This window comes from Salipaludibacillus sp. CUR1 (genome assembly GCF_021028955.1).
Classification (GTDB): Bacteria; Bacillota; Bacilli; order Bacillales; family Salisediminibacteriaceae; genus Salipaludibacillus.
Genome location: NZ_JAIWPE010000095.1, coordinates 135,936 through 156,762, shown reverse-complemented (window position 1 = coordinate 156,762; position 20,827 = coordinate 135,936). Strand labels below are relative to the sequence as shown.

Here is a 20,827-nt window from a genome sequence, read left to right as displayed (position 1 = left end):
ACAATAAAATAGACATGCTGTCTGCCTCCTGGAGACTTCAGCTTTTAACGGTATACTTTATTATAGCGCCTTTAAACTTTGAGAAGTAGATATTATTTTTAAAATAACCGGTAAACCCTTTCCCTAAAGTTAAAAAAAGATGCCTTAGACGGGAACGATTAACGCCAAGGCATCTTTCTTAATTTATTTTTAAAAGTGTCTTTTACTCATTCCCAGGGTGAAAGCCGACTCTGACAGTTTCAATACCTAAATGTTCATAGGCGAGCTGGTTTATTTCCACTACCTGCTCTGTTGTCAAATCACTCGCTTTAACGTAAATATTTACTTGATCATTGTCAGCCATCACAAGAGCGTCTTCATACCCTTTGGAACGTATAATAGTTTCGATCATTTCCTCCTGCTGGGACATCGCCTGGAGAGATTCAATTTTTTCAAGTGCTTCAACCTGGATTTCAGGGTCTGTTTCTGTATTGATAATAACATTAGTATATTCTTCATTTAATTTGCCGCGTGAATCCTGTCTTTGCAGACGTATTGAGTCAAACATCTCATCCGGGTTCATCTGCGGCGCTAACGCCCCTTCACCAAGTACCTCTTCTGCATCTTCAATTTCAACGAAGGAAATGTCCTCCCCTTCCACCCATTCAAATCCAAGATCGTCTTCCAGGCTATTTAAGCTGTCCTGGTCTTCTTCCATATCGGTCATTGCTGTTTGCGGATCCTGAATCTGATCCATTGAAATGTAATATACAGATAAAACAATAATTAAACTTAGCATTGTAAGCAACCAGACTGTCTGTCTTTTTAAAATCATGAGACGTCCTCCTTTTGTTTTCTTGGCATGACAGAGACTCTGTGGGACGGGATATCAAGAACTCTGCTGACAGCCTCCACTACCCAGGTCTTAACTTGTATATTGTCAACTCCATTTGCAACTATAAGCACTCCGCTTATTTCAGGTTTTTTCTGCTGGATAATCAGCGGTTCTTCCTTATCTCCGCTTCTCACAATGACAACTTGTTCATCTTTAGAGGTATCTGATACTTCTCTTGTACCGCCTTCCCGATCTGTTTCCTCAGTGTGCTGTTCCTTTGTTTGCTCATTTTTTTCATAAATATTTTTACTGGAGCCTGCGGTATTCACCATGACAGTTACATTTGAAACCCCCACCACTTCTTCTAAAGCCTGCTTCAATTGTTTTTCATAATAAGCTTCAAACTCATCTTTCAGGCCTTTGTCTTCTGTCTTATTTTCAGATTTAAAAACCGCCGTCTCTTTTTCCTCCTCTCCGTTACTTTCCGCCTCCAGTGCAGTTATCACGGGTTCTGACGCTTCTTCTTTTTGTAAAAAACTTCCAATCAACATCATAAAAACCCCGATAAGAATCAACACAATAAAATAGCTTAAGCGGACCTTTTTCCCTTTTTTATTATTTAATGAAAAGGAGTGGAACAATGACTTTTCTGATGAGTTCTTCTTCACCTGTTATCCCCTCCTTTTTCTAAAACCAGAATAAGCTCTGCTGGTACTTCCCAAATTTCTGCTAAGCGCATCTCCATGAGTTTCTTCCCCTCCGTATCCTCCTTTTTCTCTGATGAAGCTCCCTCACTCTTTATCTCTATGGGCTTAATAAATATGCCTGTCTCCTCTTCACTTTCACTTTCTTCATTCTCAGCTGCATCAGGAGACTGAACAGTGACAGAAATGCCAGTTAAATTGTCCAGATCCGGCTGGCTGTGCAGCGAGTTAAAAGAAACTTCAATGTCGGTTATTTCTTTTTTGAATTCCTTAAGAATGGGGGAATAGGCTTCTCCCTTCAGTTGGACAGCCACTTGTTCAGAAATATATGCAAGAGACACTGTTTCTATTTCTGTTTTTTCAAGTTCGTCCAAATCCCCTTTTTCAAGATTGACTTCCTGCCCCCATTTATCAATTTGTTTCACTATATTTTCTGCATCTTTGTTGAAAATTGCCAATACAGGCTGGAGCATCACAACGAGAATCATCAGCCCGACAACCAGCTTGACATACCGGTGCGTAGAAGAGCTGGGAAGCATAAGTTCAAGTATCGTAGCAAATAAAACTAGCATTATTATATTGCTGATCCAGCTGGTGACAACTCCCATGCTCTCCCCTCCCGTTTTAGGCTGTTATCTGAGCATGACAGATAAATTGCCTGATATTACCATGATTGTGACAGATAAAAAGAACATTAAAGAAACTGCTGCTAAGGCTGCAAAAATGAATAAAACATTCTTTCCAATGATTGAGAGGCAATCAATGATCGGGCCGCCCCCGAGAGGCTGAAGAACAGCCGCTGAAAATGAATAAATGACAGCTATCGCCAGCACTTTTAACGCTGGGAAAATGCATATGATAAGTAAAACGAGCAGCCCAAGGACGCCTATGGTGTTTTTTAACAGTAAAGAAGCACCCATAACGGTTTCCGCAGCGTCAGTAAACATCCGCCCTACAACCGGTATAAAGTTGCCGGTGATGAATTTCGCTGTTTTCACCGCGATGCCATCCGTCACTGCGGCCGTGGCTCCTTGCACAGACAGGACTCCAAGGAAAACAGTTAAGAAGATTCCCAGGCCTCCCACTGCGATATTTCTAAGTAAATTTGCAAGTTTTGAAACTTTATAATGGTCAGTCATCGTACTTACAATGGCTAATAAGGTAGATAATAATAAAAGAGGAAGAATGAAATACTGGATAAACAGCCCGCTGCTATGGACAATAAACATGACGATCGGATGAAAGAGCGCGACAGAAGTGACACTTCCCACTGTTGCCATCAATACAAGTATTAAAGGGATTAAAGAAACCATAAAATGGCTCATTGTTTCTATGGTTGATTCTGCCAGCCCCATGGCGACATAAAAACTGTTTAATGCGATAATGAGAAGCACCATATATGTTATCGCGTAAGCGACTTTACTGATTTTATATTTTTCAAAAGCCTGCTGAAGATTCATCAATACCATGCTGAACACTGTGAGCAGTATTAATGTTCCAAGCAGCTTCCCATGAGCGAGTAATTCATGAAAAAAGAATTTCACAAAACCCAGCGTCCACTCTTTTATTGAAAAACCTTCGTTACTGTTAAAAAGGTCAGTGAAACTCTCCTTTTGTATTTCCGGCAGAAACCCGTCATATTCTATCCTTACCTCATCCCAAAAATCGCTGATTTCTTCTAAATTAAGCTCGGTCATCTGCTTTTCCATCAGGTCTTTTTCACTTAAATGATCCTGCTCCTCCGCTGAGCTTGTCCCTCCGGGGATAAAGAAAAAAGCCAAAAGAAAAACAATAAAGAGTTTATTCATGACAGATCCCCCATAGCTGCCGGTATCAGCGTTAATATAGTTTCAATGATTACTGAAATGATAGGGATGGCCATAATCATTATCAATACCTTTCCTGCCAGTTCAATTTTAGTGGCTATAGCTCCCTGTCCGGCATCCCGTGCAATTTGTGCACCAAACTCGGCGATATAGGCTATGCCGATTATTTTAAAGATGGTCTGCACATATACGAGATTTATATTTGCATTAGCAGCGAGCTCCTCTATCATCTGAATCATTATGGCTATTTTGTCTATTAGAAATAAAAAGATAATGATACCGGTAAATACAGTGAGAAGAAATGCAAACACCGGTTTATGCTCTTTCACAACTAAAGCAAGGAAGGTGGTAATCATTCCTAAACCTACTATTTGAATGATTTCCATATGTTCGTCCTCCCTCAGCTTTGGAATAGAAAAACACTTCTGATTTTCTGAAACAGATCATCGATGACGGTTGCCACCATATACAAGACGACCACAAAAGCAATTAAAGTGACCCAGTTTGCAATTTCTTCTTTTCCCATTTGCTTTAAGACGGTATGAATCATAGCCACTACAATTCCTACCCCTGCAATCTGAAAGATCAAGCCCACATCATAATTCATGGATTTCCCCCTTACTCTTACATTAGAGCAGCATAATAACGAGCAATAATCCTCCCAGAATACCTAAGCTCCTGTACATTGACTGATATTTACGCTGCGCTTCCCACGCCATGGTTTCCATATTGTTTAAATAAGATTGTGCCAGCTGAATTTGCTTTCTTTGACCCTGGATGTCCTGTTGTCCAAGTGACTGGCCAAACTGTCTCAGAATCTCTACATCTTTTTCATCGAGATCAACACGGGATTTCCATAAATCCAATTCCTGTTCCCATGCTTCAGCTGCCGGCTCCCGCTTCGTTTCCAAACGTTCAGCCACCTGCAAAAAGAAATCTTTTGCTGGAGAAGGCAGCTGTCTGGCAACCTGATTTAAAGCCTGGGATAAAGGAATCATTGCAAAAGCGACTTCAGTATCAAGTGTTTCCAGAGCTACTTTTATATGCCTTAACAGTTTAGTTCTTCGTTCAAGCCTGCCGGAAAGCTCCCATCCGGCACAGGCTGAAGCAAGAATTATGAGTGTGGCTCCTGCCCACATCATTGGGTAATCACCACGTTTGTTGACAGCCTCTCGCCGTTTAGCTTTCTGATGTTCCCTTTTCTCCCAATTCCCGTCAGTTCTATCAGGGAGTCGAAAGCATGCTGCTCTATTAACGTTTTAATTGCAGGTCTTCTTTTTACATCGCTGACAGAATGCCCATGCACTGTGGAAATGACTGTTACACCGGCGTGTACAGCTTCCATTACTGCTTTGACATCTTCTTCCCGCCCAATTTCGTCCACGATGATCACTTCCGGGCTCATGGATCGTATCATCATCATCATGCCTTCCGCTTTAGGACAAGCATCAAGAACATCTACTTTCGTCCCGAAATGATGCTGGGGGACTCCTCTCACACATCCGGCTATTTCGGAACGCTCATCGATTATAGCTACTGTTTTTGGCGGGATACTTTTTTGCGGCATGCCCGTGCTTATCTGTCTAGCCAAGTCTCTAAGGAGAGTCGTCTTACCTGTTTTGGGCGAACCGACTATGAGTGTGTTCATCCATCGGCCTTTTTGATAAATGTGCTGAATGTAAGGGGAACAGACACCAAGCTTTTCTTTTGCAATTCGGATATTAAAGGAACTGATTTCCCGAAGACCTTTAACCTCCCCTTTTTCAACCACGACCCGCCCGGCAATCCCGACCCGGTGACCGCCGGAAATGGTAATGTATCCCCTTCTCAGTTCTTCCTCAAGACGGTATAACGAATGCTGGCTTAATAAGGACATCATCAAAGCGGCTTCCTTTTCAGAAAACACCGGCGGGGGACCGTTATAGCCAGACACGGGTTTTGTACTGACAACTTCTACAGGCTTTCCGATCCGTAATCTTATTTCTTCTATCCACATCCAGTCTTCCTGAGTACCAATATTTAAGTATTTTTTAATCGTCTCAGGCACGATTCTTAAGATTTCATCCATTTTCCCAACCTCTTTTCAGACAAGTCATTTGTTCCATAATGGTTGTCTAAGAAAAATATATGTACTCCTGTCCTATTTATGACACTTTCAACAGAGAGCACCTTTTTATTGCTTGTAAGCTTTTATTTATCTCTAAGCACAAAAAAAGACCCGAAAGGCCGGTTAGATCAGGCCTTACGGATCTTCATTTACAGGTATTTTTTACCGTTGAAGCTGGGATCTGACGACTTCAGAAAGATGCTGGTCATCTTCCATCCACTCTTCAAAAGAGGCTCTGTCAGCGCAAAATGATCCAATTTCTTTCCCTTTTTCATACACCTCTACACAATAAAAGTCTTCCCAGTGCTGATGATATTTAATTTCCATACCTCCATTAAGCACGTGCGAGCGGTCCGGCTGATAAGTTTGAGCATTTTCTACTTGATGTACGTGATTTTTAACCAGTTCAGCCACTTCTTCTTCATCCCATTCTTCAAATTGACTAATGTCAGAACAAAAAGACCCTAAAGACTTTCCTTGTTTTGTGACTTCTACACAAATAACATACTCGGAAAAATAGTAATAGCCTGCTGTCACGTCATCAGAAATAGTTAAATATTTCTTTTCCACTCAAACCACCCTTTCCTTTTATAAGATAACTTTACATGATTTCGGAAAATTCTAAAAGTATTTTGCTCTTTTTTTTTCTGCAAAAATATAGAGGCTGAATTACAGATCCTTTATAAGTTCTGTACCACAACTTATAAAAGAATATTCGTCCGTGGAGAGAAATAACTGCCTTTATACTTAGTCACAATAATTTTTGTTAAGTACAAAAGGAAAAAGCCGAAGAAATATCGTAAGATACATCTTCGGCTTTTCTCGATGGTTATCATTGTATTAGGCTCTTGAAACGTATTTACCTTCTCTCGTGTCAATGACAAGGACATCCCCTTCATTTACAAAGAAAGGCACTTGCACTGTTAACCCCGTTTCCACTGTCGCAGGTTTAGTTCCTCCGGAAGCGGTGTCACCTTTAATTCCAGGCTCAGTCTCCGTAACAGTAAGGTGAACAGTAACCGGGACTTCTACTCCGAGTATTTCATCCTGATACTGGAGCACTTGCACTTCCATATTTTCTTTTAAGTACTTCAGCTGTTCACGGATCTGGTCACTCGTAAGTTCAATTTGCTCGTAACTGCTTGTATCCATAAATGCGTGAGTCTCTCCACTGGAATATAAATATTGCATTTTATTGTTTTCCAAATGAGCTTTAGCCACTTTTTCACCAGCTCTGAAAGTTTTTTCCTGAATGCTTCCGTTTCTCATGCTTCTAAGTTTAGTACGGACAAAAGCCGCCCCTTTACCTGGCTTAACATGCTGGAATTCTATAACCTGCCAAATATCGCCGTCAACCTCAACTGTTAATCCAGTTTTAAAATCGTTTACTGAAATCATCTGATGTCCTCCTAAAAGATAAGTTAATTAGTTATTTATTCTCCGAGAATGAGTAGTTCTTTTGTAGATTTAGAAAGAATATTATTTCCGTTTTCAGTAATTACAATGTCATCTTCTATTCTTGTACCGCCTTTACCGGCAACATAAACACCTGGTTCAACTGTGACCACCATGCCCGGCTCTAATACTTTATCCGATCTGAAGGAAAGCCCTGGTCCTTCATGTACTTCAAGACCCATTCCATGACCGGTTGAATGGCCGAAGTATTCACCGTAGCCCTGCTCTTTAATATAATCCCGGGTAAGAGCGTCAGCTTCTTTACCTGTGATTCCCGCTTTAATCCCATTTACACCTTTTAGCTGGGCTTCCAGTACAATATTGTATATTTTTCTTAATTCTTCGCCAGGCTCACCGACTGCTACCGTTCTCGTAATATCTGAACAGTATCCTTTATAGTAAGCTCCGAAATCCAGAGTGACCAGTTCCCCTTTTTCAATAACCTTTTCACTTGCTACGCCATGAGGGAGCGCCGACCGGTATCCGGAAGCGACAATGATATCAAATGAAGATGAAACTGCTCCCTGTTTTCTCATAAAGAATTCCAGTTCGTTGGAGACATCTATTTCTTTAACGCCTGGACGGATAAAAGATTGGATATGAGTAAAAGCAGCGTCCGCTATATCGACCGCTTCCTGGATGACCTCTAATTCCTGAGGGGTTTTAATAAGTCTCATATTTTCCACAAGACCGCTCACTGGGACAAACTCTGCTTTTAAAGTATTTTGATAGACATCATATTGACTGTATGTAAGATAATCTTTTTCAAATCCGAGATAGGCTATTCCCATTTTTTTCGCTTGCCTTGCCACTTCTTCATGAATAGGAGAGGTATGCTCTACAATTTCAAATCCTTCTGTCTGGGCTTCAGCCTGCTCAACATAACGAAAATCAGTAATAAATTTAGCTTCTTTCTCTGATACTAAAGCTACTCCTGCAGTTCCTGTGAAATTTGTTAAATACCTGCGGTTATACTGGCTTGTTACAAGCATACCGTCAATTTTATTTTTCTTAAACTGCTGGCGTAAATCGTTTAAACGTGTCATATATTTTTCCTCCTCACCAAATAATCAATAGCCATTTCATAGCCTGCAGGGCCGAATCCGCTGATTTGACCTCCAGTAACAGGGGCTATAACTGAGTTCTTTCTAAAATCTTCTCTGGCATGGATATTAGAAATGTGGACTTCTATTACAGGAATGTCTATACTTGCCGCAGCATCTCTGATAGCATAACTGTAATGGGTAAACGCTCCCGGATTAATAATAATCCCGTCCATTTTTTCAGCAGCTTCATGAATCCAGTCGATCAGCTGCCCTTCCCAGTTAGACTGTTTGCATGTTACTGTTATTCCTTTTTTGCTTCCGTAATCTGCTGTTTTTTCCTCTATGTCTTTTAATGTTACTGTTCCGTAAATATCCGGTTCTCTTTTCCCCAGACGGTTCAGGTTTGGACCGTTTAATATGAGGATATCCATGGCACTTTCCTCCGATCATACTCTTTTAGCTGCAGTTTTGTTACTGTGAAAGATTTTTAAACCTCAGAAACTCCGTCAGTCCATGACAAAAGCCTTAAGTTTTAATTTTCTAAAAAGAATAAAAAAGAAGAATGTTCCACAGAACATTCTATCACACGTCCTTACTCTTGAACAGTTGCCTCGTTTTGCCTGGACCTCTCGTAATAGTCAAATGATATAGAGTAACCGATAAAAAGCCCGTAAATAAGATATAGTGATAATGAGGTTACTAAAGTGTTAAAATCCAGCACAGGTATAAAGTTTATTCCTTTAAATAAGGGGTTCATTATAAAAAAAACCAGCAGCCACAAGGCGCCTCCAAACAGGAGACCAGGCCAGAATTTGTTTATTTTTGCAAATAACAAACGATACAAAAATGCTAAACCGATTGATAAAACACCTATAATTACAATCCCTATCCATTGGCCTAACGGGCCTGTTTTCCATTCTCCCAAGGCCCAAGGCATCAGTACAATTGCAGGCCCAAAAGAAATAAAATTAAAAAAATAGGCAATGTAGCCGATCACACTCCATATTATTCCCCCAGCAAACCCGGTGACAGCAACTGCAGAATTGAATGACGTGTTTTCATTTGAATAATTATCAGTCTTTTTTTCCATTTAATCTCACCTCATATACATTATGTCCAGAAAGTATAAATTTATTATGGGGTTCAAATGTCAGGTGTAAACCATTAGAGATAGGGGAATAGTAATATAACGGGTTTATTTAAATAGAGGGATTGAACCTTTTTATGTAGAATAGTATTAAGTAGTTAGGGTACAGATGTTATAATTTCACTCATGTTTTTAAATAAAAAAACTTATAAAGCACATACTTGTTAGAAAGTTAGTCATATTAACGATTGGAGGTGTGTGGATATGTTTCGTAATTCTTACCACCCTGTGATTTTAACAATCATGGGTCTGGCAGTGATTGGGATCGGATTCAGGCTTTTTACTAATCCGGGGGCATTTGTCACACAGATTCTTGTCACTGTCGGAATAGTCGCTTTAATTCTTCTGTTGTTTAAAAGTTTTATAATGCCCAGACTAATGCGTCGCCAAGCATCGTTTGCCCACCAGCAGGGCATGCATGCTTACCAGGGACAGCCGAAGAAAAAGAAACCCATCTCCTTTTCAAACAAAAAGAAAGAGAAGAAGAAGTCAATCAACCGGCCCCTTGTTAAACGACAGTCAGATGTTAAACTTACGGTAATTGAGGGTAAAAAGAACAAACAGAAGAAAAAGAGCCGAGCATTGTTTTAAACGCTTGGTTTTTTTCTTTCCTTCTGCCGTATAAAATACCATTTTACTGAACGAAAGGAGTGAGTGTATGCTGAGCGATATGGCAAGCCCCTATTTAACACAAGGGGTATGGTCGGAGTGGCTTTTACTGAGTTTTATGATCATTACAGGGGTTATTTACTGGACACTCAGTAAACGCTTAGGCTTTCAAGTGCTTTATTTAACCGTTCTCTCACTTTCTTTCGGGTTTATTATTACTATGTATTTTCCCTACTTATATACTGAAGAGCAGCTCTTGCCTTTAACTCACCCGCATATACAGGCTTCCATGACTCTTTTTTCTTTTTTCATTCCATTAGTTAAAAGACGGGTAGAAGTGATGCTTTGCCTTTTCCCGCCCCTTGTAATCAGTGTGAGTTATCTGTTTATCCAGAATACGCCGGTTTTTTCAATTGTTGGAGGTATACTGATTGGCGGTTTTATAAGTTATATGTATTACCGGAGCCTTGACTGGATGGGCGCTATGCCGGAACCTTATTTATTTGCTTTTTCAATTATTCTTCCATTATTCCTTGGAGGATTAATCTATCCTGAAACAGGCTTTCTCCTGCTCCCTGGAATCCTATTAGGAGCAGGGACAGGAGTCACTTTAGAGCAGTTCAAAGTTCGTGCCAAAATCAAGCCGGGGAATATGACGGCTAAACTGCTTTCATTATTATTAGGCGGTTTTGGCCTTGTAATGGGATATTTAATTTATTCATTCGGGCCTTTCAATTTTCCATTTATGACCTTGGTCGCCGGCATATTTGCAGGCCTTTGGCTGACCTTTTTCGTACCTCTGCTCCTGCTCGTAACTAAAGTATATGAACAGCAGGGAAAAAGCCGTGAAATCTTTTAACGGCTTGGCTAATAACTCCATTTAGAGAGAAAATTCATTGCAGATTTTTTGCCAAGGTTAATTAAGTCTTTTCTTTCTTGCTCAGTCATTTGAAATTGAGTGGTGGAAACCCCTTTTACCGGAATAAAAATGATATTTTCAGCATGGACTTTCGCGACGTACCGCTGGTCATGGGCAGTTCTCATTGTATCAAACATGGAGTGAAGCAATGAGAGGCTGTTCGTTATTTTATTATGAGGTGTCTCTTCATATTCCGGAGACAGCCGCAGGCCTAATACAGGCCTTTTTCTTTTTATTTCTCCTTTTCTTATAAACAGCCAGATCGGAAAATTACTGAGGACACCGCCGTCCACTATAACAGCTTCGTTTCCTTTCTGGTTTTTTATTTTTACCGGTTCGAAGAAAAAAGGAAGGCTGGAGCTCATTCTGACTGCTTTCGCTACAGAAAAACTACCGCTGTCAATTCCATATTTCGGCAAGTCGTCCGGGAGGATAATAAACCGGCCATTGGTGATGTCCGAAGCTACCATTTTTAAACAGCCTTCAGGCAAATCTCCAAACGTTCTGACTCCTTTATTAGCTAAGGCGTCCTGCAGCCACTCTTCGAATGCTTCCCCTTTATAAAGGCCCATTTGACTGTATAAACGAAGCCACCTTAAAAAAGGAAAAATTGTCCCGACAGGGCCCGGATCGAGGAACTGTTTAACATCTATTTCATTAAACAAATTGTAAATTTCATCTGCTTTATAGCCTGATTTAATAAAAGCGGCAGTAATAGCACCTGCGCTCGTCCCGGCTGCCCTTTCTATGGAAATGCCTTTTGACGACATGGCTTCCATTGCCCCGGTAAAAGCCAAAGCTTTAACCCCGCCCCCCGCAAACACAGCGTCCACTTTCATCAAACCCCTCCTTCTCTTATTCATGTGTATTTATTTTTAACAAAAAAATACCGGCCACACTGAATCGGTCTGATTCAATGCGGCCGGCTTTATTCATTCAGCTCATCATTTTGTTTTTGGACAAGCCTGAGATCTTCAACTCTTTTCGGGTTTTCTTCAAAATACTGAACTAAATCCCCGATGCGGTCAATCGCATCCCAGCTTAAATGATGTTCAATTCCCTCAACATCTTCATAAATACCTTCCTCATTTACTCCTATAATCTTCATGAATTCTTCCAGTAATTCATGCCTGTAAACAAGTCTTTTACCAATTTTCTTTCCTTTAGCAGTTAGAACAAGTCCGCGATACTTTTCATATATCAAATACTCTTTTGCATCGAGTTTCTGAACCATTTTAGTAACAGAGGACGGATGCACTTCAAGGGCATCAGCTATATCGGAAACCCTGGCGTATCCTTTTTCTTCAATTAACATATAAATACGTTCTAAATAGTCTTCCATACTAGGTGTAGGCATGAGAGTCCCCTCCAGAAAATCAATTCGGCATATAGTGATTAATAGTGTGCAGTGCAGTTAGAATTATACTATAAAAAACCTTTACTCTCTACCAGGGCAGGAAAAACAATAGAATAATCTTCCTTAAGCAGGCCTGAAAGTGGCTATGCAAAAAATATCTTGATTCAGATGGAGAGACCTTATTAACTTAGGCTGAGTTTATTTACTATCTGCCGGTACACGGTACACTCCGCGTGTAGTAAAAGCACCTCCTGATTTTAGAACCTGTCTAAAATTGGAGGTGCTTTATACTGCTTTTATTCGTTTGTCTAACTGTTATAAATCAAATTGTTCCTTATGAATGACCCGTTCAATTAAAAGTCCTCAGGAACAAGACTCATTTTATAAACCGCACTTTAACTGGGCGTTACAATTAGTACAAGTGTTACATCCGCCAATATCTTCAACTGTCCCTTTACGGCAGACAGGACACGTATCACCGACTTCACTCCCGTAAGTAACAGAAGTAGATCTGAGGTCTGCAATTGTATCAACTAGGACCACTTTACTTTTCTGCTCATCCTTTGCTTCTCCACCCGTAAGGTCAACTGCATACTCATCGTTTTCTTCAGCTTTCAGCGTCAATACCTGCGAATCACGGCTTCCATCTACGTAAACAGTTCCGCCTTTTGCCCCGCCTTTATAGAGGCGTTCATAAACACTCTTTACCTGGTCAACTGTATACCCTTTAGGGGCATTTACTGTTTTACTTAAAGAGCTGTCTACCCATCTTTGAATAACGCACTGGACATCAGCGTGAGCTTCAGGAGTCAGATCCATGCTTGAAATAAACCATTCAGGCAGGTTATTCGGATCTGTTTCCGGATGCTTGTTCAAGTAATCCTGAAGAATCTCCGCTTTTACTTCGATAAACTTCCCTAACCTGCCACTTCTGAAGTAAGAGAAAGAAAAGTATGGTTCCAGCCCTGTTGAGACGCCTACCATTGTTCCTGTGGAGCCTGTTGGCGCCACGGTAAGAAGGTGAGAGTTTCTAATTCCGTTCTCTTTTATCCCTTCAAGAATATCTTCAGGCATTTTTTCCATATATCCTGTTTGCGTGAATTTTTCTCTCAGATGATTAGTTTCGTTGTCGTTTGAACCTGTAAGATACGGAAAGCTTCCCTTTTCTTTAGCCAGTTCAATGCTTGTCCTGTAAGCAGTCGTAGCAATGGTTTCAAAGACTTGATCTACAAGTTCATTACCCTCATCTGAACCATATACGGTTTCAGTGTGGATAAGGAGGTCATGAAGACCCATTACACCAAGGCCGACACGCCGTTCCCCGAGAGCCTGATCAGTGTTCTCTTTTAAGAAATACGGAGTGGCATCAATGACATTGTCCTGCATACGCACACCGGTTGCTACTGTTCTTTCAAGCTTATCAAAATCAACGACTTTATTCTCTTTATCTGCCATTTCAGCGAGATTTACTGCTGCTAAATTACAGACACTATATGGTGCAAGAGGTTGTTCACCACAGTTATGAACAACACAACCATTGGCAATAAGTGAATGTGTCTCTGGTTCAGTAATGTCATAAACAGTTACGGTTTCACCATGACTTACAGTATCTAATTGAGTAATAAATTTCTCTTTTTTTCTAGAAGATTCAGGGACAAGATCAAGAGCTCTTTCTTTTCGTTCTATAAACCTGAACCCAATTTTCTCCTTAAACTGAGATAAATTCGTTCCTGACAGAATCAGCTCATAGAATAATTTACTTTCGTATGATTTATGTTCACCATTAATTGTTATATAATTGAATTTTGCCTGATTTGTTTTAGGCCGTGCGTAAATTTTACCGTGAATTCCATAGTTCAGCAAAAGCAATTGAACATCTTGCAAAAGTTCTTTTGAAGAGGAAGCCAATCGCGCAGAACGGTGATTTTTATCTTTAGTATATATCGTTCCATCTGCGGAGAACAAAGCTTGTAAATAGGTAGTAACAGTCTCTTTAGTACCTGTAAAGATCGATTCAGGGACACGCTTTTCAAAGGACCTTTTTGAATCCATTCCTAATTGCTTAATTTTTTCAGTGAATGCTGCTCTATTATAACTAATCTGGAACGTTCCATTTTCGCGTTCAAAAACCTTCGCCTTTAAACCGCTGAGAGATTCACCCGCTTTAATCATTTCAGGTATAACTTCCTTGTCATCTTTACCGAAGACCATGCCGATGCGTCCGTCCTTTGCAACCCAGCCGTCACCAGTTAACCAGCCTAAGAACATTGCTGCGTTCTCTCCAATGCTATCCTCAGAAGCGAAAGCACCTTCTCCAGACTGAATATATATCAGATCATTCCGATCAATATCTTTTGCTTCAACCCATCCTCGTTGAGTAAAAATACGATGATCAGGTGTCACATTTAATTCCATTCCGTTTTTAAGAGAAAGGAGCAGCGTTTGTTTTTCCCCAGTTGGAAATACAGTTGCTTTTCGATGTGTTAGACCTGGCTTTTCGTAATATCTACCATTAACAAGTTGCAACTGATTTGTGAGTCGGTTATCAGTGGCAGTCATAAATGATTGATTACCGACTTTATTATATAAATCTTCAATTTTCATCAAGCCAAATTCTGTTGATATGCGCGTATTTGGGTGGAAACATGGATTTGTTGCTACGACTTTTTGGTCATAAGCCGACGCATTTGTCATTTCATTTGCGTTATCAATAAAGAAAATGCCTGGTTCTGCCGAATACGTCGCACATATATTAATTAAATTCCAAAGTTCTTCAGCTTTAATCTTTCTGTATGTTCTGACACCGAAACCCATTTCTTCCCATTCACGTACATCTCCGTACTGCTGCCATTCCCGATTATATGCTTCCATCTCTTCAGCAGTATAATTTTCAACATCAGGAAAACGGAGTTCATAGTATGACTGGTTTTCGACAGCTTCCATAAATTCTTTCGTAATGCAGACCGAAATATTGGCGCCTGTTAAGAAATCGGGATTATTTACAGAATAAGTGCCGCCTGTACGCAGTTTGTCTTCAGCTTCTACAATGACTTTAGGGTCAAAGCCGCCTTGGCCCTCGATACTTTTATAATTCACAATACTTTGATACATTGCTTCTTCCAGTTCACTTAAAGGAGTAAACTTTAATTTTTCCTGAATCAGCCGTTTAATTTGTGTATCCTCTGTGTTTTCAGAAAGATAACGGAGAATACGCGGATTCTGCATTTTAGAAATAATAAATTCCAATACATCCGGGTGCCAGTCCGCAAGCATAATCATCTGAGCTCCCCTTCTGGATCCCCCTTGCTCAACGAGGTGGGTAAGCTTTGCGATGTCATCCAGCCAGGAAACAGAGCCTGAAGACTTTCCGTTTACACCTCTGGCAAGCGTGTTTCTCGGGCGCAGTGTAGACCCGTTAGTTCCCACACCGCCACCGCGGCTCATGATTTCCATGACTTGTTTACGGTGTTCTGAAATACCTTCTCTCGAATCTTCCACGAACGGCATAACATAACAGTTAAAATACGTCACATCTGTGTCTGCCCCTGCTCCATACAGCACCCTGCCGGCTGGAACGAAATTCATATTAACTAATTCATGGTAAAACTTTTCAAACGATTCTTCCCGCTTTTCAGGATCAGTTTCCACTTCCGCCAGACCTCTGGCATTTCTCTTTGCTATTTGTTCATAATAGACTTCAAGCGGTTTATCAATCGTGTCCAGCGTACGCTCAACAATACCTGTTTTTTTCTCCTCGGGATCGTCAAGGACTGCAAGAAATTCTTCTTCTACTTGAATTTTGGCCTTGCCTTCATCCCAGTCAAGGTCTGTAACAAAGCCATAGCCTCTTGCCGGGAATTTAGGGTCTGCTTTAACTGTCAGTACAACAAAGTCCCCTTTTTTAAGCGTCTTTTTTTCAGTGTCTTTAAACGTGTAACGATCCAGCATAACTAGCCGGGACACGCCGCTTTGCTTGCGGTTCATGTCTGGTGTGACGGGAAAAACTTGAGGGAACTCTTCAATATCACGGTTGAGCTGCTCAATATTTATTCCCTTTTCTGACATAAAGGTGGTCACTGGCTTCCGCTCCTTTGTATAAAATTCATTGAATGCTATACTTCTTGTTGTTTGTTTTGATTTAAAAGACGAAGCTTTATTTCTATGAATAAAGCTTCGTCTATGCTTGTTTCAATATATCATAGCGATCTCCAATATTCAATATATAGTGCTCATGAAAATGTTTTACATACTATATATTGATTATTGGACAAAAAAATATGAAATTGTCAACTTTAAAAATTGCTGTAAAAGACAGTATAGTTAAGAATAACCTTTATTTCGCTATTAAAAACATACAAATCGGCGAATTTTGTCAGTTGCAGGATTCATGGAATAAAAAGACCTTTATAGAGGCATTTGCTGCCCAATAAGAAATATCGACAACTTTTGCAGTCTTTTTAAGTTACTCTGCACAAGAAAATATATTACCAGTTTTTTTACCCGGCAACAATAATAAAATCGATGTTACCACTTAAAATTCCATGCCTCGCTGTCATATTTCTTTTCCATCAGGTCTTTTACCTGCTCCTTCTGGCCGGCTTCAAGAGCATACTCTTTCAAGTGGATATCGAGACCTTTCTCAAAACCTTTCCGGAACGCCTGTTTTATATCATTCATTGAGACAGGGGCCTCAGTTAATTCATTAATAGCTGCCGCTTTTTTATGAAACCCTTTTTGCATCCGTTCCCTCGCCCTGTCACTCTTGTAAAGAAACAAATCAAATAATTTATCAACGTCTACTGACCTGATGATCGACCCGTGTTGTAAAATGACCCCTTTTTGTCTTGTCTGTGCACTTCCTGCGACTTTCCTGCCTTCTACTATCATTTCATACCATGATGGAGCGTCAAAGCAGACAGCAGAACGAGGGCGCTTTAGTCTGTCTTTCTCTTCCTTTGATCTGGGAATCGAGAATTCAGCCTGAAGGTTCAAGTTTCTGAAACCCTCAAGAAGACCCTGGGAAATAACACGGTAAGCTTCTGTTACTGTGTCAGGCATAGCATTTTGGGATTCAGAGACAATCACACTGTATGTCAGTTCATCATCATGAAGAACGCCTCTTCCTCCTGTTGGCCGTCTGACAAAACCGAGACCATGGGCTTTAACTGCCTCCATATTTATTTCTTTCTCTATATGCTGGAAATAGCCAACTGATAATGTCGGCGGATTCCAGCCGTAAAACCTGACCACCGGAGGAATAGTCCCTTCTCTGTGCCAGTCCATCAGCTTCTCATCCAGTGCCATATTATAGGCGGGCGACTGGTCTTTTGAATCAATAAAATACCAGGTTTCCATTCTATCTCTCCTGTCCGTATTATATTTTCCATTTGTATATCATACCGAATTCATCGTTCAAACTCAAAACAATAAATATCAACCGTTGCCAACTTAACCTTTTCAGTTTATCATTTATATGGGACAGAAAAGCTCCGGCTTTGCAGCCGGGTTTTTAAATGCAGATGTTTAAAGGAGGGGCCATATGAGTACATGGTTATTAATCATTTTAACTGCAGCACTTGTTGTCGTTCTTGTGCTCCGGATGAAAAAGCCGAAATATTTAACCACTCTCACACAGGAAGAGTTTAAACAGAATTACCGCAAAGCTCAGCTGATTGATGTGAGGGAAGAAAAGGAGTTTAAGACTGGCCATATCCTTGGCGCCAGAAACATTCCTTTATCTCAGTTAAGACAGCGTGCGACCGAAATCAGGCCGGATAAGCCTGTTTATCTCTATTGCCAGAATGGCACGAGAACGGTACAGGCAGCAAGAATTCTAAAGAAGAAACGAAACGCCGAAGATTTAAACCAGCTAAAAGGCGGATTTCGTAAATGGACCGGAAAAATAAAAAAATAAACATCATGTTCAGGCGAAAGCCTTAAATTTAACAGAGTTAAATTATTTTTAAAATAAAAGGGGCCTTATCTGCAATTTATTTTGCAGACAAGGCCTTTTTTGTGTCAATCTTCCCTATGCTTCTTTTTGATAGCGGAGAACCGGCTTACGGGCTGCTGTGGTCTCATCCAGACGGTCAATGACTGTATGATGAGGCGCCTCCTGGACCACTTCAGGAGATTCTTCAGCTTCTTTAGCAATTTGGATCATTGCATCACAAAACTCATCAAGCGTTTCTTTGGATTCCGTTTCAGTAGGTTCCACCATTAAACATTCTTCCACGTTAATTGGGAAGTAAATAGTAGGCGGATGATAGCCGAAATCAAGCAGCCTTTTGGCCATATCAAGGGTCCGGACTCCCAGTTTCTTCTGTCTCTTGCCGGACAGTACAAACTCATGCTTACAATGCTGGGTGTAAGGAGCGTCAAAATACGGTTCAAGGCGACGGAGCATATAGTTGGCATTCAGCACCGCATACTCAGAAACTTTACGCAACCCTCCAGGTCCCATTGTTCTGATGTAAGTGTACGCTCTTACATTAATGCCGAAATTTCCGTAAAACGGTTTAACCCGGCCGATTGACTCAGGAATGTGATAATCAAATCGGTACTTATCCTTGTCCTGAATGATTAATGGAGCCGGCAAATATGGTACAAGATCCTGTTTGACTCCGACAGGGCCGGACCCCGGTCCACCTCCCCCGTGAGGTGTGGTAAAGGTTTTATGAAGATTTAAATGGACGACATCAAAGCCCATGTCTCCTGGTCTGGTAATACCCAGAATCGCGTTTGAGTTAGCTCCATCATAATAAAGCTTGCCTCCGGCTTCGTGTATAATTTCTGCCATCTCTACTATTTGCTCTTCAAATAACCCCAGGGTATTCGGATTAGTCAGCATTAGAGCCGCTGTATCCTCTCCCGCTATTTCCCGAAGGTGATCAAGGTCCACCAGCCCACGCTCATTCGATCTTACGGTAACTGATTCAAACCCAGCTACCACAGCAGACGCTGGATTTGTTCCATGAGCCGAGTCAGGAACTATTACTTTTGTCCGCTGATGGTCGCCGTTCGCCTCATGGTAAGCCCTTATAAGCATCAGACCAGTCCATTCTCCATGAGCTCCGGCAGCTGGCTGGAGTGTCACCTGGTCCATCCCGGTTATTTCTTCAAGAGCACGCTGGAGTTTATACATAAGCTCAAGAGCCCCTTGTATTGTTGACTCTTCCTGGTATGGATGCAAATGAGCAAATCCAGACAGGCGCGCCATATCTTCATTTATTTTAGGATTGTATTTCATCGTACATGAACCGAGCGGGTAAAATCCTGAATCCACACCGTGGTTCCGTCTTGAAAGTGCGGTGTAGTGGCGGACAATTTGCAGCTCAGATACTTCAGGAAGCTCTGGTTCTTCTTTTCTTCTGTGCTGTGAAGGAATTAATTCATCCATATCCATTTCTTCAATATCCAGCTCAGGCAGACTGTGCCCGGTACGCCCTTCTTTACTCAGTTCAAAAATTAAGGCCTGGTTTTTTTCATTCATTGGACTCCCCCCAATACTGAAGCAAATTTATCGATTTCGTCTTTAGTTCTTAATTCAGTCACTGCTACGAGCATGTCATTCTCTTTATTTTCGTAAAACCTGGAAAGGTCCAATCCGCCAATAATTCCTTCGGCCATAAGCTTCTCGTTTACTTCTTTTACAGGTTTCGGAAGCCGGACAACAAATTCATTGAAGAAAGGTTTTTCAGTGACCACTTCTACTCCGTTCTTTTCCAGTTGTTTTCTGGCATAATGAGCTTTTTGAACGTTTTGCTCAGCCATCTCGCGCAGGCCATTCTTCCCGAGTGCGCTCATTGCGATTGAAGCACCAAGTGCATTCAATGCCTGGTTAGAGCATATATTACTCGTCGCTTTATCCCTGCGGATGTGCTGCTCCCTTGCCTGAAGGGTCAGGACAAATCCCCGCTGGCCATGATCGTCTGTCGTCTGTCCGACCAGCCTGCCCGGCACCTTGCGCATCAGTTTTTTCGTCACAGCAAAATAGCCGCAGTGAGGCCCGCCAAGCTGGGTTGGAATTCCAAACGGCTGAGCATCCCCTACCACAACATCTGCCCCGTACTCTCCAGGCGGTTGAAGAACTCCAAGGCTTAATGGATTCGAAGAAACAACAAACAATGATTTCCCTTGATGAGCAATTTTTTCAGCGGCCTCAAGGTCTTCAATTTGTCCAAAGAAATTAGGGTATTGCAAGATGACACTCGCCGTATCATCGTTATACTCTGACTTAAGGTGATCTAAGTCGGTCACACCGTCTTTTTCATCAATTTCTATTACCGTCAGGTTCTGCCCTTTGGCACTTGTCTTTAAGACTTGCCGTGCCTCAGGATGAACAGTCTTGGAAACAAGAATGGTTTTCTTTTTAGTCTGGCCTGCACTCATCATAGCTGCTTCTGCAAGAGCCGTAGGTCCATCGTACATTGATGAGTTGGCAATCTCCATACCTGTCAGCTCACAGATCATAGTCTGGAATTCAAAAATTCCCTGCAGCTCACCTTGTGAAATTTCAGGCTGATAAGGTGTGTAAGCAGTATAAAACTCAGATCTTAAAAGCATATGGTTCACCACAGACGGAATATAATGCTCGTATACACCAGCCCCTAAAAAAGATGGATACTCTTTCAAGTGGCGGTTCTTTTCTGCAAGTCTCGTCATTTCCTTTACGAGACTTGTTTCATCCAGCGCTTTTTCAATATTAAGATCTCCCTTAAACCGAATCTCATTAGGAATATCTTCAAAAAGCTCTTCTAAATGGCTGACCCCAATGGTGTCCAGCATCTCCTGCTGGTCTTTTTCAGTCATTGGCAGATAACGAAATTTATCCATATCTCTTT

22 protein-coding genes are annotated in these 20,827 nt (G+C 41.1%); 3 read left to right on the top strand and 19 right to left on the bottom strand.

Going from position 1 to position 20,827, the window contains the following annotated elements:
• Positions 1–202 precede the first annotated feature (202 nt).
• From K8O68_RS18250 to K8O68_RS18190, 13 genes are all read right to left on the bottom strand, one after another.
• A complete protein-coding gene (locus tag K8O68_RS18250) occupies positions 203–814 on the bottom strand; it encodes a SpoIIIAH-like family protein (protein ID WP_230898203.1) in 612 nt (203 codons plus the stop codon).
• Positions 811–1,482, bottom strand: a complete 672-nt coding sequence (spoIIIAG, locus tag K8O68_RS18245; RefSeq protein ID WP_230898202.1) for a stage III sporulation protein AG — start codon at positions 1,480–1,482, stop codon at positions 811–813. The genes K8O68_RS18250 and spoIIIAG overlap by 4 nt, the downstream gene beginning before the upstream one ends.
• Positions 1,479–2,126, bottom strand: coding sequence for a stage III sporulation protein AF (gene spoIIIAF / locus K8O68_RS18240; RefSeq protein WP_230898201.1), 648 nt, complete (start codon positions 2,124–2,126; stop codon positions 1,479–1,481). The genes spoIIIAG and spoIIIAF overlap by 4 nt, the downstream gene beginning before the upstream one ends.
• Positions 2,127–2,150: 24 nt before the next feature.
• Positions 2,151–3,326, bottom strand: a complete 1,176-nt coding sequence (spoIIIAE, locus tag K8O68_RS18235) for a stage III sporulation protein AE (RefSeq protein ID WP_230898200.1) — start codon at positions 3,324–3,326, stop codon at positions 2,151–2,153.
• Positions 3,323–3,730: a stage III sporulation protein AD gene (gene spoIIIAD, locus K8O68_RS18230; protein WP_230898199.1), complete on the bottom strand. Its 408-nt coding sequence runs from the start codon at positions 3,728–3,730 to the stop codon at positions 3,323–3,325. Before spoIIIAD ends, spoIIIAE begins: the two co-directional genes overlap by 4 nt.
• Before the next feature lie 14 nt (positions 3,731–3,744).
• Positions 3,745–3,951, bottom strand: a complete 207-nt coding sequence (gene spoIIIAC / locus K8O68_RS18225) for a stage III sporulation protein AC (RefSeq protein WP_078577011.1) — start codon at positions 3,949–3,951, stop codon at positions 3,745–3,747.
• A gap of 22 nt (positions 3,952–3,973) precedes the next feature.
• Positions 3,974–4,486, bottom strand: coding sequence for a stage III sporulation protein SpoIIIAB (gene spoIIIAB, locus K8O68_RS18220; RefSeq protein WP_230898198.1), 513 nt, complete (start codon positions 4,484–4,486; stop codon positions 3,974–3,976).
• Complete coding sequence (gene spoIIIAA, locus K8O68_RS18215) at positions 4,483–5,412, bottom strand: stage III sporulation protein AA (protein WP_230898197.1); 930 nt, start codon at positions 5,410–5,412, stop codon at positions 4,483–4,485. Before spoIIIAA ends, spoIIIAB begins: the two co-directional genes overlap by 4 nt.
• Positions 5,413–5,613: 201 nt before the next feature.
• The gene (locus K8O68_RS18210; RefSeq protein ID WP_093047299.1) at positions 5,614–6,021 is read right to left on the bottom strand and encodes a hypothetical protein; all 408 of its coding nucleotides are present in this window, start codon (positions 6,019–6,021) and stop codon (positions 5,614–5,616) included.
• A 270-nt stretch (positions 6,022–6,291) separates the two neighbouring features.
• On the bottom strand, positions 6,292–6,849 hold the full coding sequence (gene efp / locus K8O68_RS18205; protein WP_230898196.1) for an elongation factor P: 558 nt from the start codon (positions 6,847–6,849) through the stop codon (positions 6,292–6,294).
• A gap of 35 nt (positions 6,850–6,884) precedes the next feature.
• A complete protein-coding gene (locus K8O68_RS18200; protein WP_230898195.1) occupies positions 6,885–7,952 on the bottom strand; it encodes a M24 family metallopeptidase in 1,068 nt (355 codons plus the stop codon).
• A complete protein-coding gene (gene aroQ, locus K8O68_RS18195; protein WP_230898194.1) occupies positions 7,949–8,383 on the bottom strand; it encodes a type II 3-dehydroquinate dehydratase in 435 nt (144 codons plus the stop codon). Before aroQ ends, K8O68_RS18200 begins: the two co-directional genes overlap by 4 nt.
• 161 nt (positions 8,384–8,544) lie before the next feature.
• A complete protein-coding gene (locus K8O68_RS18190) occupies positions 8,545–9,042 on the bottom strand; it encodes a YqhR family membrane protein (protein ID WP_230898193.1) in 498 nt (165 codons plus the stop codon).
• Positions 9,043–9,303: 261 nt separating this feature from the next.
• On the opposite strand from K8O68_RS18190, the gene K8O68_RS18185 reads away from it, so the two are divergent.
• Both K8O68_RS18185 and K8O68_RS18180 read left to right on the top strand, forming a co-directional pair.
• Complete coding sequence (locus tag K8O68_RS18185; protein WP_230898192.1) at positions 9,304–9,690, top strand: SA1362 family protein; 387 nt, start codon at positions 9,304–9,306, stop codon at positions 9,688–9,690.
• Positions 9,691–9,757: 67 nt separating this feature from the next.
• Positions 9,758–10,567 carry a hypothetical protein gene (locus tag K8O68_RS18180; RefSeq protein WP_230898191.1) on the top strand — a complete coding sequence of 270 codons (810 nt, stop codon included), beginning with the start codon at positions 9,758–9,760 and terminating at the stop codon, positions 10,565–10,567.
• Positions 10,568–10,575: 8 nt separating this feature from the next.
• Here the strand turns inward: K8O68_RS18180 and K8O68_RS18175 are convergent, their stop codons facing one another.
• The 4 genes from K8O68_RS18175 to K8O68_RS18160 all read right to left on the bottom strand — a co-directional run bounded on the left by K8O68_RS18175 (position 10,576) and on the right by K8O68_RS18160 (position 17,339).
• Positions 10,576–11,466 (bottom strand): patatin-like phospholipase family protein, encoded by an 891-nt coding sequence (locus K8O68_RS18175; RefSeq protein WP_230898190.1) that lies wholly within the window; start codon positions 11,464–11,466, stop codon positions 10,576–10,578.
• A gap of 89 nt (positions 11,467–11,555) precedes the next feature.
• Complete coding sequence (gene mntR, locus K8O68_RS18170; RefSeq protein ID WP_093047307.1) at positions 11,556–11,984, bottom strand: transcriptional regulator MntR; 429 nt, start codon at positions 11,982–11,984, stop codon at positions 11,556–11,558.
• Between the two features lie 381 nt (positions 11,985–12,365).
• The gene (locus K8O68_RS18165) at positions 12,366–16,049 is read right to left on the bottom strand and encodes a vitamin B12-dependent ribonucleotide reductase (RefSeq protein ID WP_235788561.1); all 3,684 of its coding nucleotides are present in this window, start codon (positions 16,047–16,049) and stop codon (positions 12,366–12,368) included.
• A gap of 459 nt (positions 16,050–16,508) precedes the next feature.
• A complete protein-coding gene (locus tag K8O68_RS18160; RefSeq protein ID WP_230898188.1) occupies positions 16,509–17,339 on the bottom strand; it encodes a lipoate--protein ligase family protein in 831 nt (276 codons plus the stop codon).
• Between the two features lie 184 nt (positions 17,340–17,523).
• Here K8O68_RS18160 and K8O68_RS18155 point away from each other — a divergent pair, with 184 nt between their 5' ends.
• Positions 17,524–17,898, top strand: a complete 375-nt coding sequence (locus K8O68_RS18155) for a rhodanese-like domain-containing protein (protein ID WP_093047310.1) — start codon at positions 17,524–17,526, stop codon at positions 17,896–17,898.
• A 114-nt stretch (positions 17,899–18,012) separates the two neighbouring features.
• On the opposite strand, the gene gcvPB is transcribed toward K8O68_RS18155, so the two are convergent.
• Both gcvPB and gcvPA read right to left on the bottom strand, forming a co-directional pair.
• Positions 18,013–19,476 carry an aminomethyl-transferring glycine dehydrogenase subunit GcvPB gene (gene gcvPB / locus K8O68_RS18150; protein ID WP_230898187.1) on the bottom strand — a complete coding sequence of 488 codons (1,464 nt, stop codon included), beginning with the start codon at positions 19,474–19,476 and terminating at the stop codon, positions 18,013–18,015.
• Positions 19,473–20,819: an aminomethyl-transferring glycine dehydrogenase subunit GcvPA gene (gene gcvPA / locus K8O68_RS18145; RefSeq protein ID WP_230898186.1), complete on the bottom strand. Its 1,347-nt coding sequence runs from the start codon at positions 20,817–20,819 to the stop codon at positions 19,473–19,475. The genes gcvPB and gcvPA overlap by 4 nt, the downstream gene beginning before the upstream one ends.
• Positions 20,820–20,827: the final 8 nt, after the last annotated feature.

What these genes read in the sequence shown, in the direction of transcription:
- K8O68_RS18250 (WP_230898203.1), bottom strand. Translation starts at nt 814, where the DNA reads ATGATTTTAAAAAGACAGACAGTCTGGTTGCTTACAATGCTAAGTTTA.
- spoIIIAF (WP_230898201.1), bottom strand. Translation starts at nt 2,126, where the DNA reads ATGGGAGTTGTCACCAGCTGGATCAGCAATATAATAATGCTAGTTTTA.
- spoIIIAE (WP_230898200.1), bottom strand. Translation starts at nt 3,326, where the DNA reads ATGAATAAACTCTTTATTGTTTTTCTTTTGGCTTTTTTCTTTATCCCC.
- spoIIIAD (WP_230898199.1), bottom strand. Translation starts at nt 3,730, where the DNA reads ATGGAAATCATTCAAATAGTAGGTTTAGGAATGATTACCACCTTCCTT.
- spoIIIAC (WP_078577011.1), bottom strand. Translation starts at nt 3,951, where the DNA reads ATGAATTATGATGTGGGCTTGATCTTTCAGATTGCAGGGGTAGGAATT.
- spoIIIAB (WP_230898198.1), bottom strand. Translation starts at nt 4,486, where the DNA reads ATGATGTGGGCAGGAGCCACACTCATAATTCTTGCTTCAGCCTGTGCC.
- spoIIIAA (WP_230898197.1), bottom strand. Translation starts at nt 5,412, where the DNA reads ATGGATGAAATCTTAAGAATCGTGCCTGAGACGATTAAAAAATACTTA.
- efp (WP_230898196.1), bottom strand. Translation starts at nt 6,849, where the DNA reads ATGATTTCAGTAAACGATTTTAAAACTGGATTAACAGTTGAGGTTGAC.
- K8O68_RS18200 (WP_230898195.1), bottom strand. Translation starts at nt 7,952, where the DNA reads ATGACACGTTTAAACGATTTACGCCAGCAGTTTAAGAAAAATAAAATT.
- aroQ (WP_230898194.1), bottom strand. Translation starts at nt 8,383, where the DNA reads ATGGATATCCTCATATTAAACGGTCCAAACCTGAACCGTCTGGGGAAA.
- K8O68_RS18190 (WP_230898193.1), bottom strand. Translation starts at nt 9,042, where the DNA reads ATGGAAAAAAAGACTGATAATTATTCAAATGAAAACACGTCATTCAAT.
- K8O68_RS18185 (WP_230898192.1), top strand. Translation starts at nt 9,304, where the DNA reads ATGTTTCGTAATTCTTACCACCCTGTGATTTTAACAATCATGGGTCTG.
- K8O68_RS18180 (WP_230898191.1), top strand. Translation starts at nt 9,758, where the DNA reads ATGCTGAGCGATATGGCAAGCCCCTATTTAACACAAGGGGTATGGTCG.
- K8O68_RS18175 (WP_230898190.1), bottom strand. Translation starts at nt 11,466, where the DNA reads ATGAAAGTGGACGCTGTGTTTGCGGGGGGCGGGGTTAAAGCTTTGGCT.
- mntR (WP_093047307.1), bottom strand. Translation starts at nt 11,984, where the DNA reads ATGCCTACACCTAGTATGGAAGACTATTTAGAACGTATTTATATGTTA.
- K8O68_RS18165 (WP_235788561.1), bottom strand. Translation starts at nt 16,049, where the DNA reads ATGTCAGAAAAGGGAATAAATATTGAGCAGCTCAACCGTGATATTGAA.
- K8O68_RS18160 (WP_230898188.1), bottom strand. Translation starts at nt 17,339, where the DNA reads ATGGAAACCTGGTATTTTATTGATTCAAAAGACCAGTCGCCCGCCTAT.
- K8O68_RS18155 (WP_093047310.1), top strand. Translation starts at nt 17,524, where the DNA reads ATGAGTACATGGTTATTAATCATTTTAACTGCAGCACTTGTTGTCGTT.
- gcvPB (WP_230898187.1), bottom strand. Translation starts at nt 19,476, where the DNA reads ATGAATGAAAAAAACCAGGCCTTAATTTTTGAACTGAGTAAAGAAGGG.
- gcvPA (WP_230898186.1), bottom strand. Translation starts at nt 20,819, where the DNA reads ATGGATAAATTTCGTTATCTGCCAATGACTGAAAAAGACCAGCAGGAG.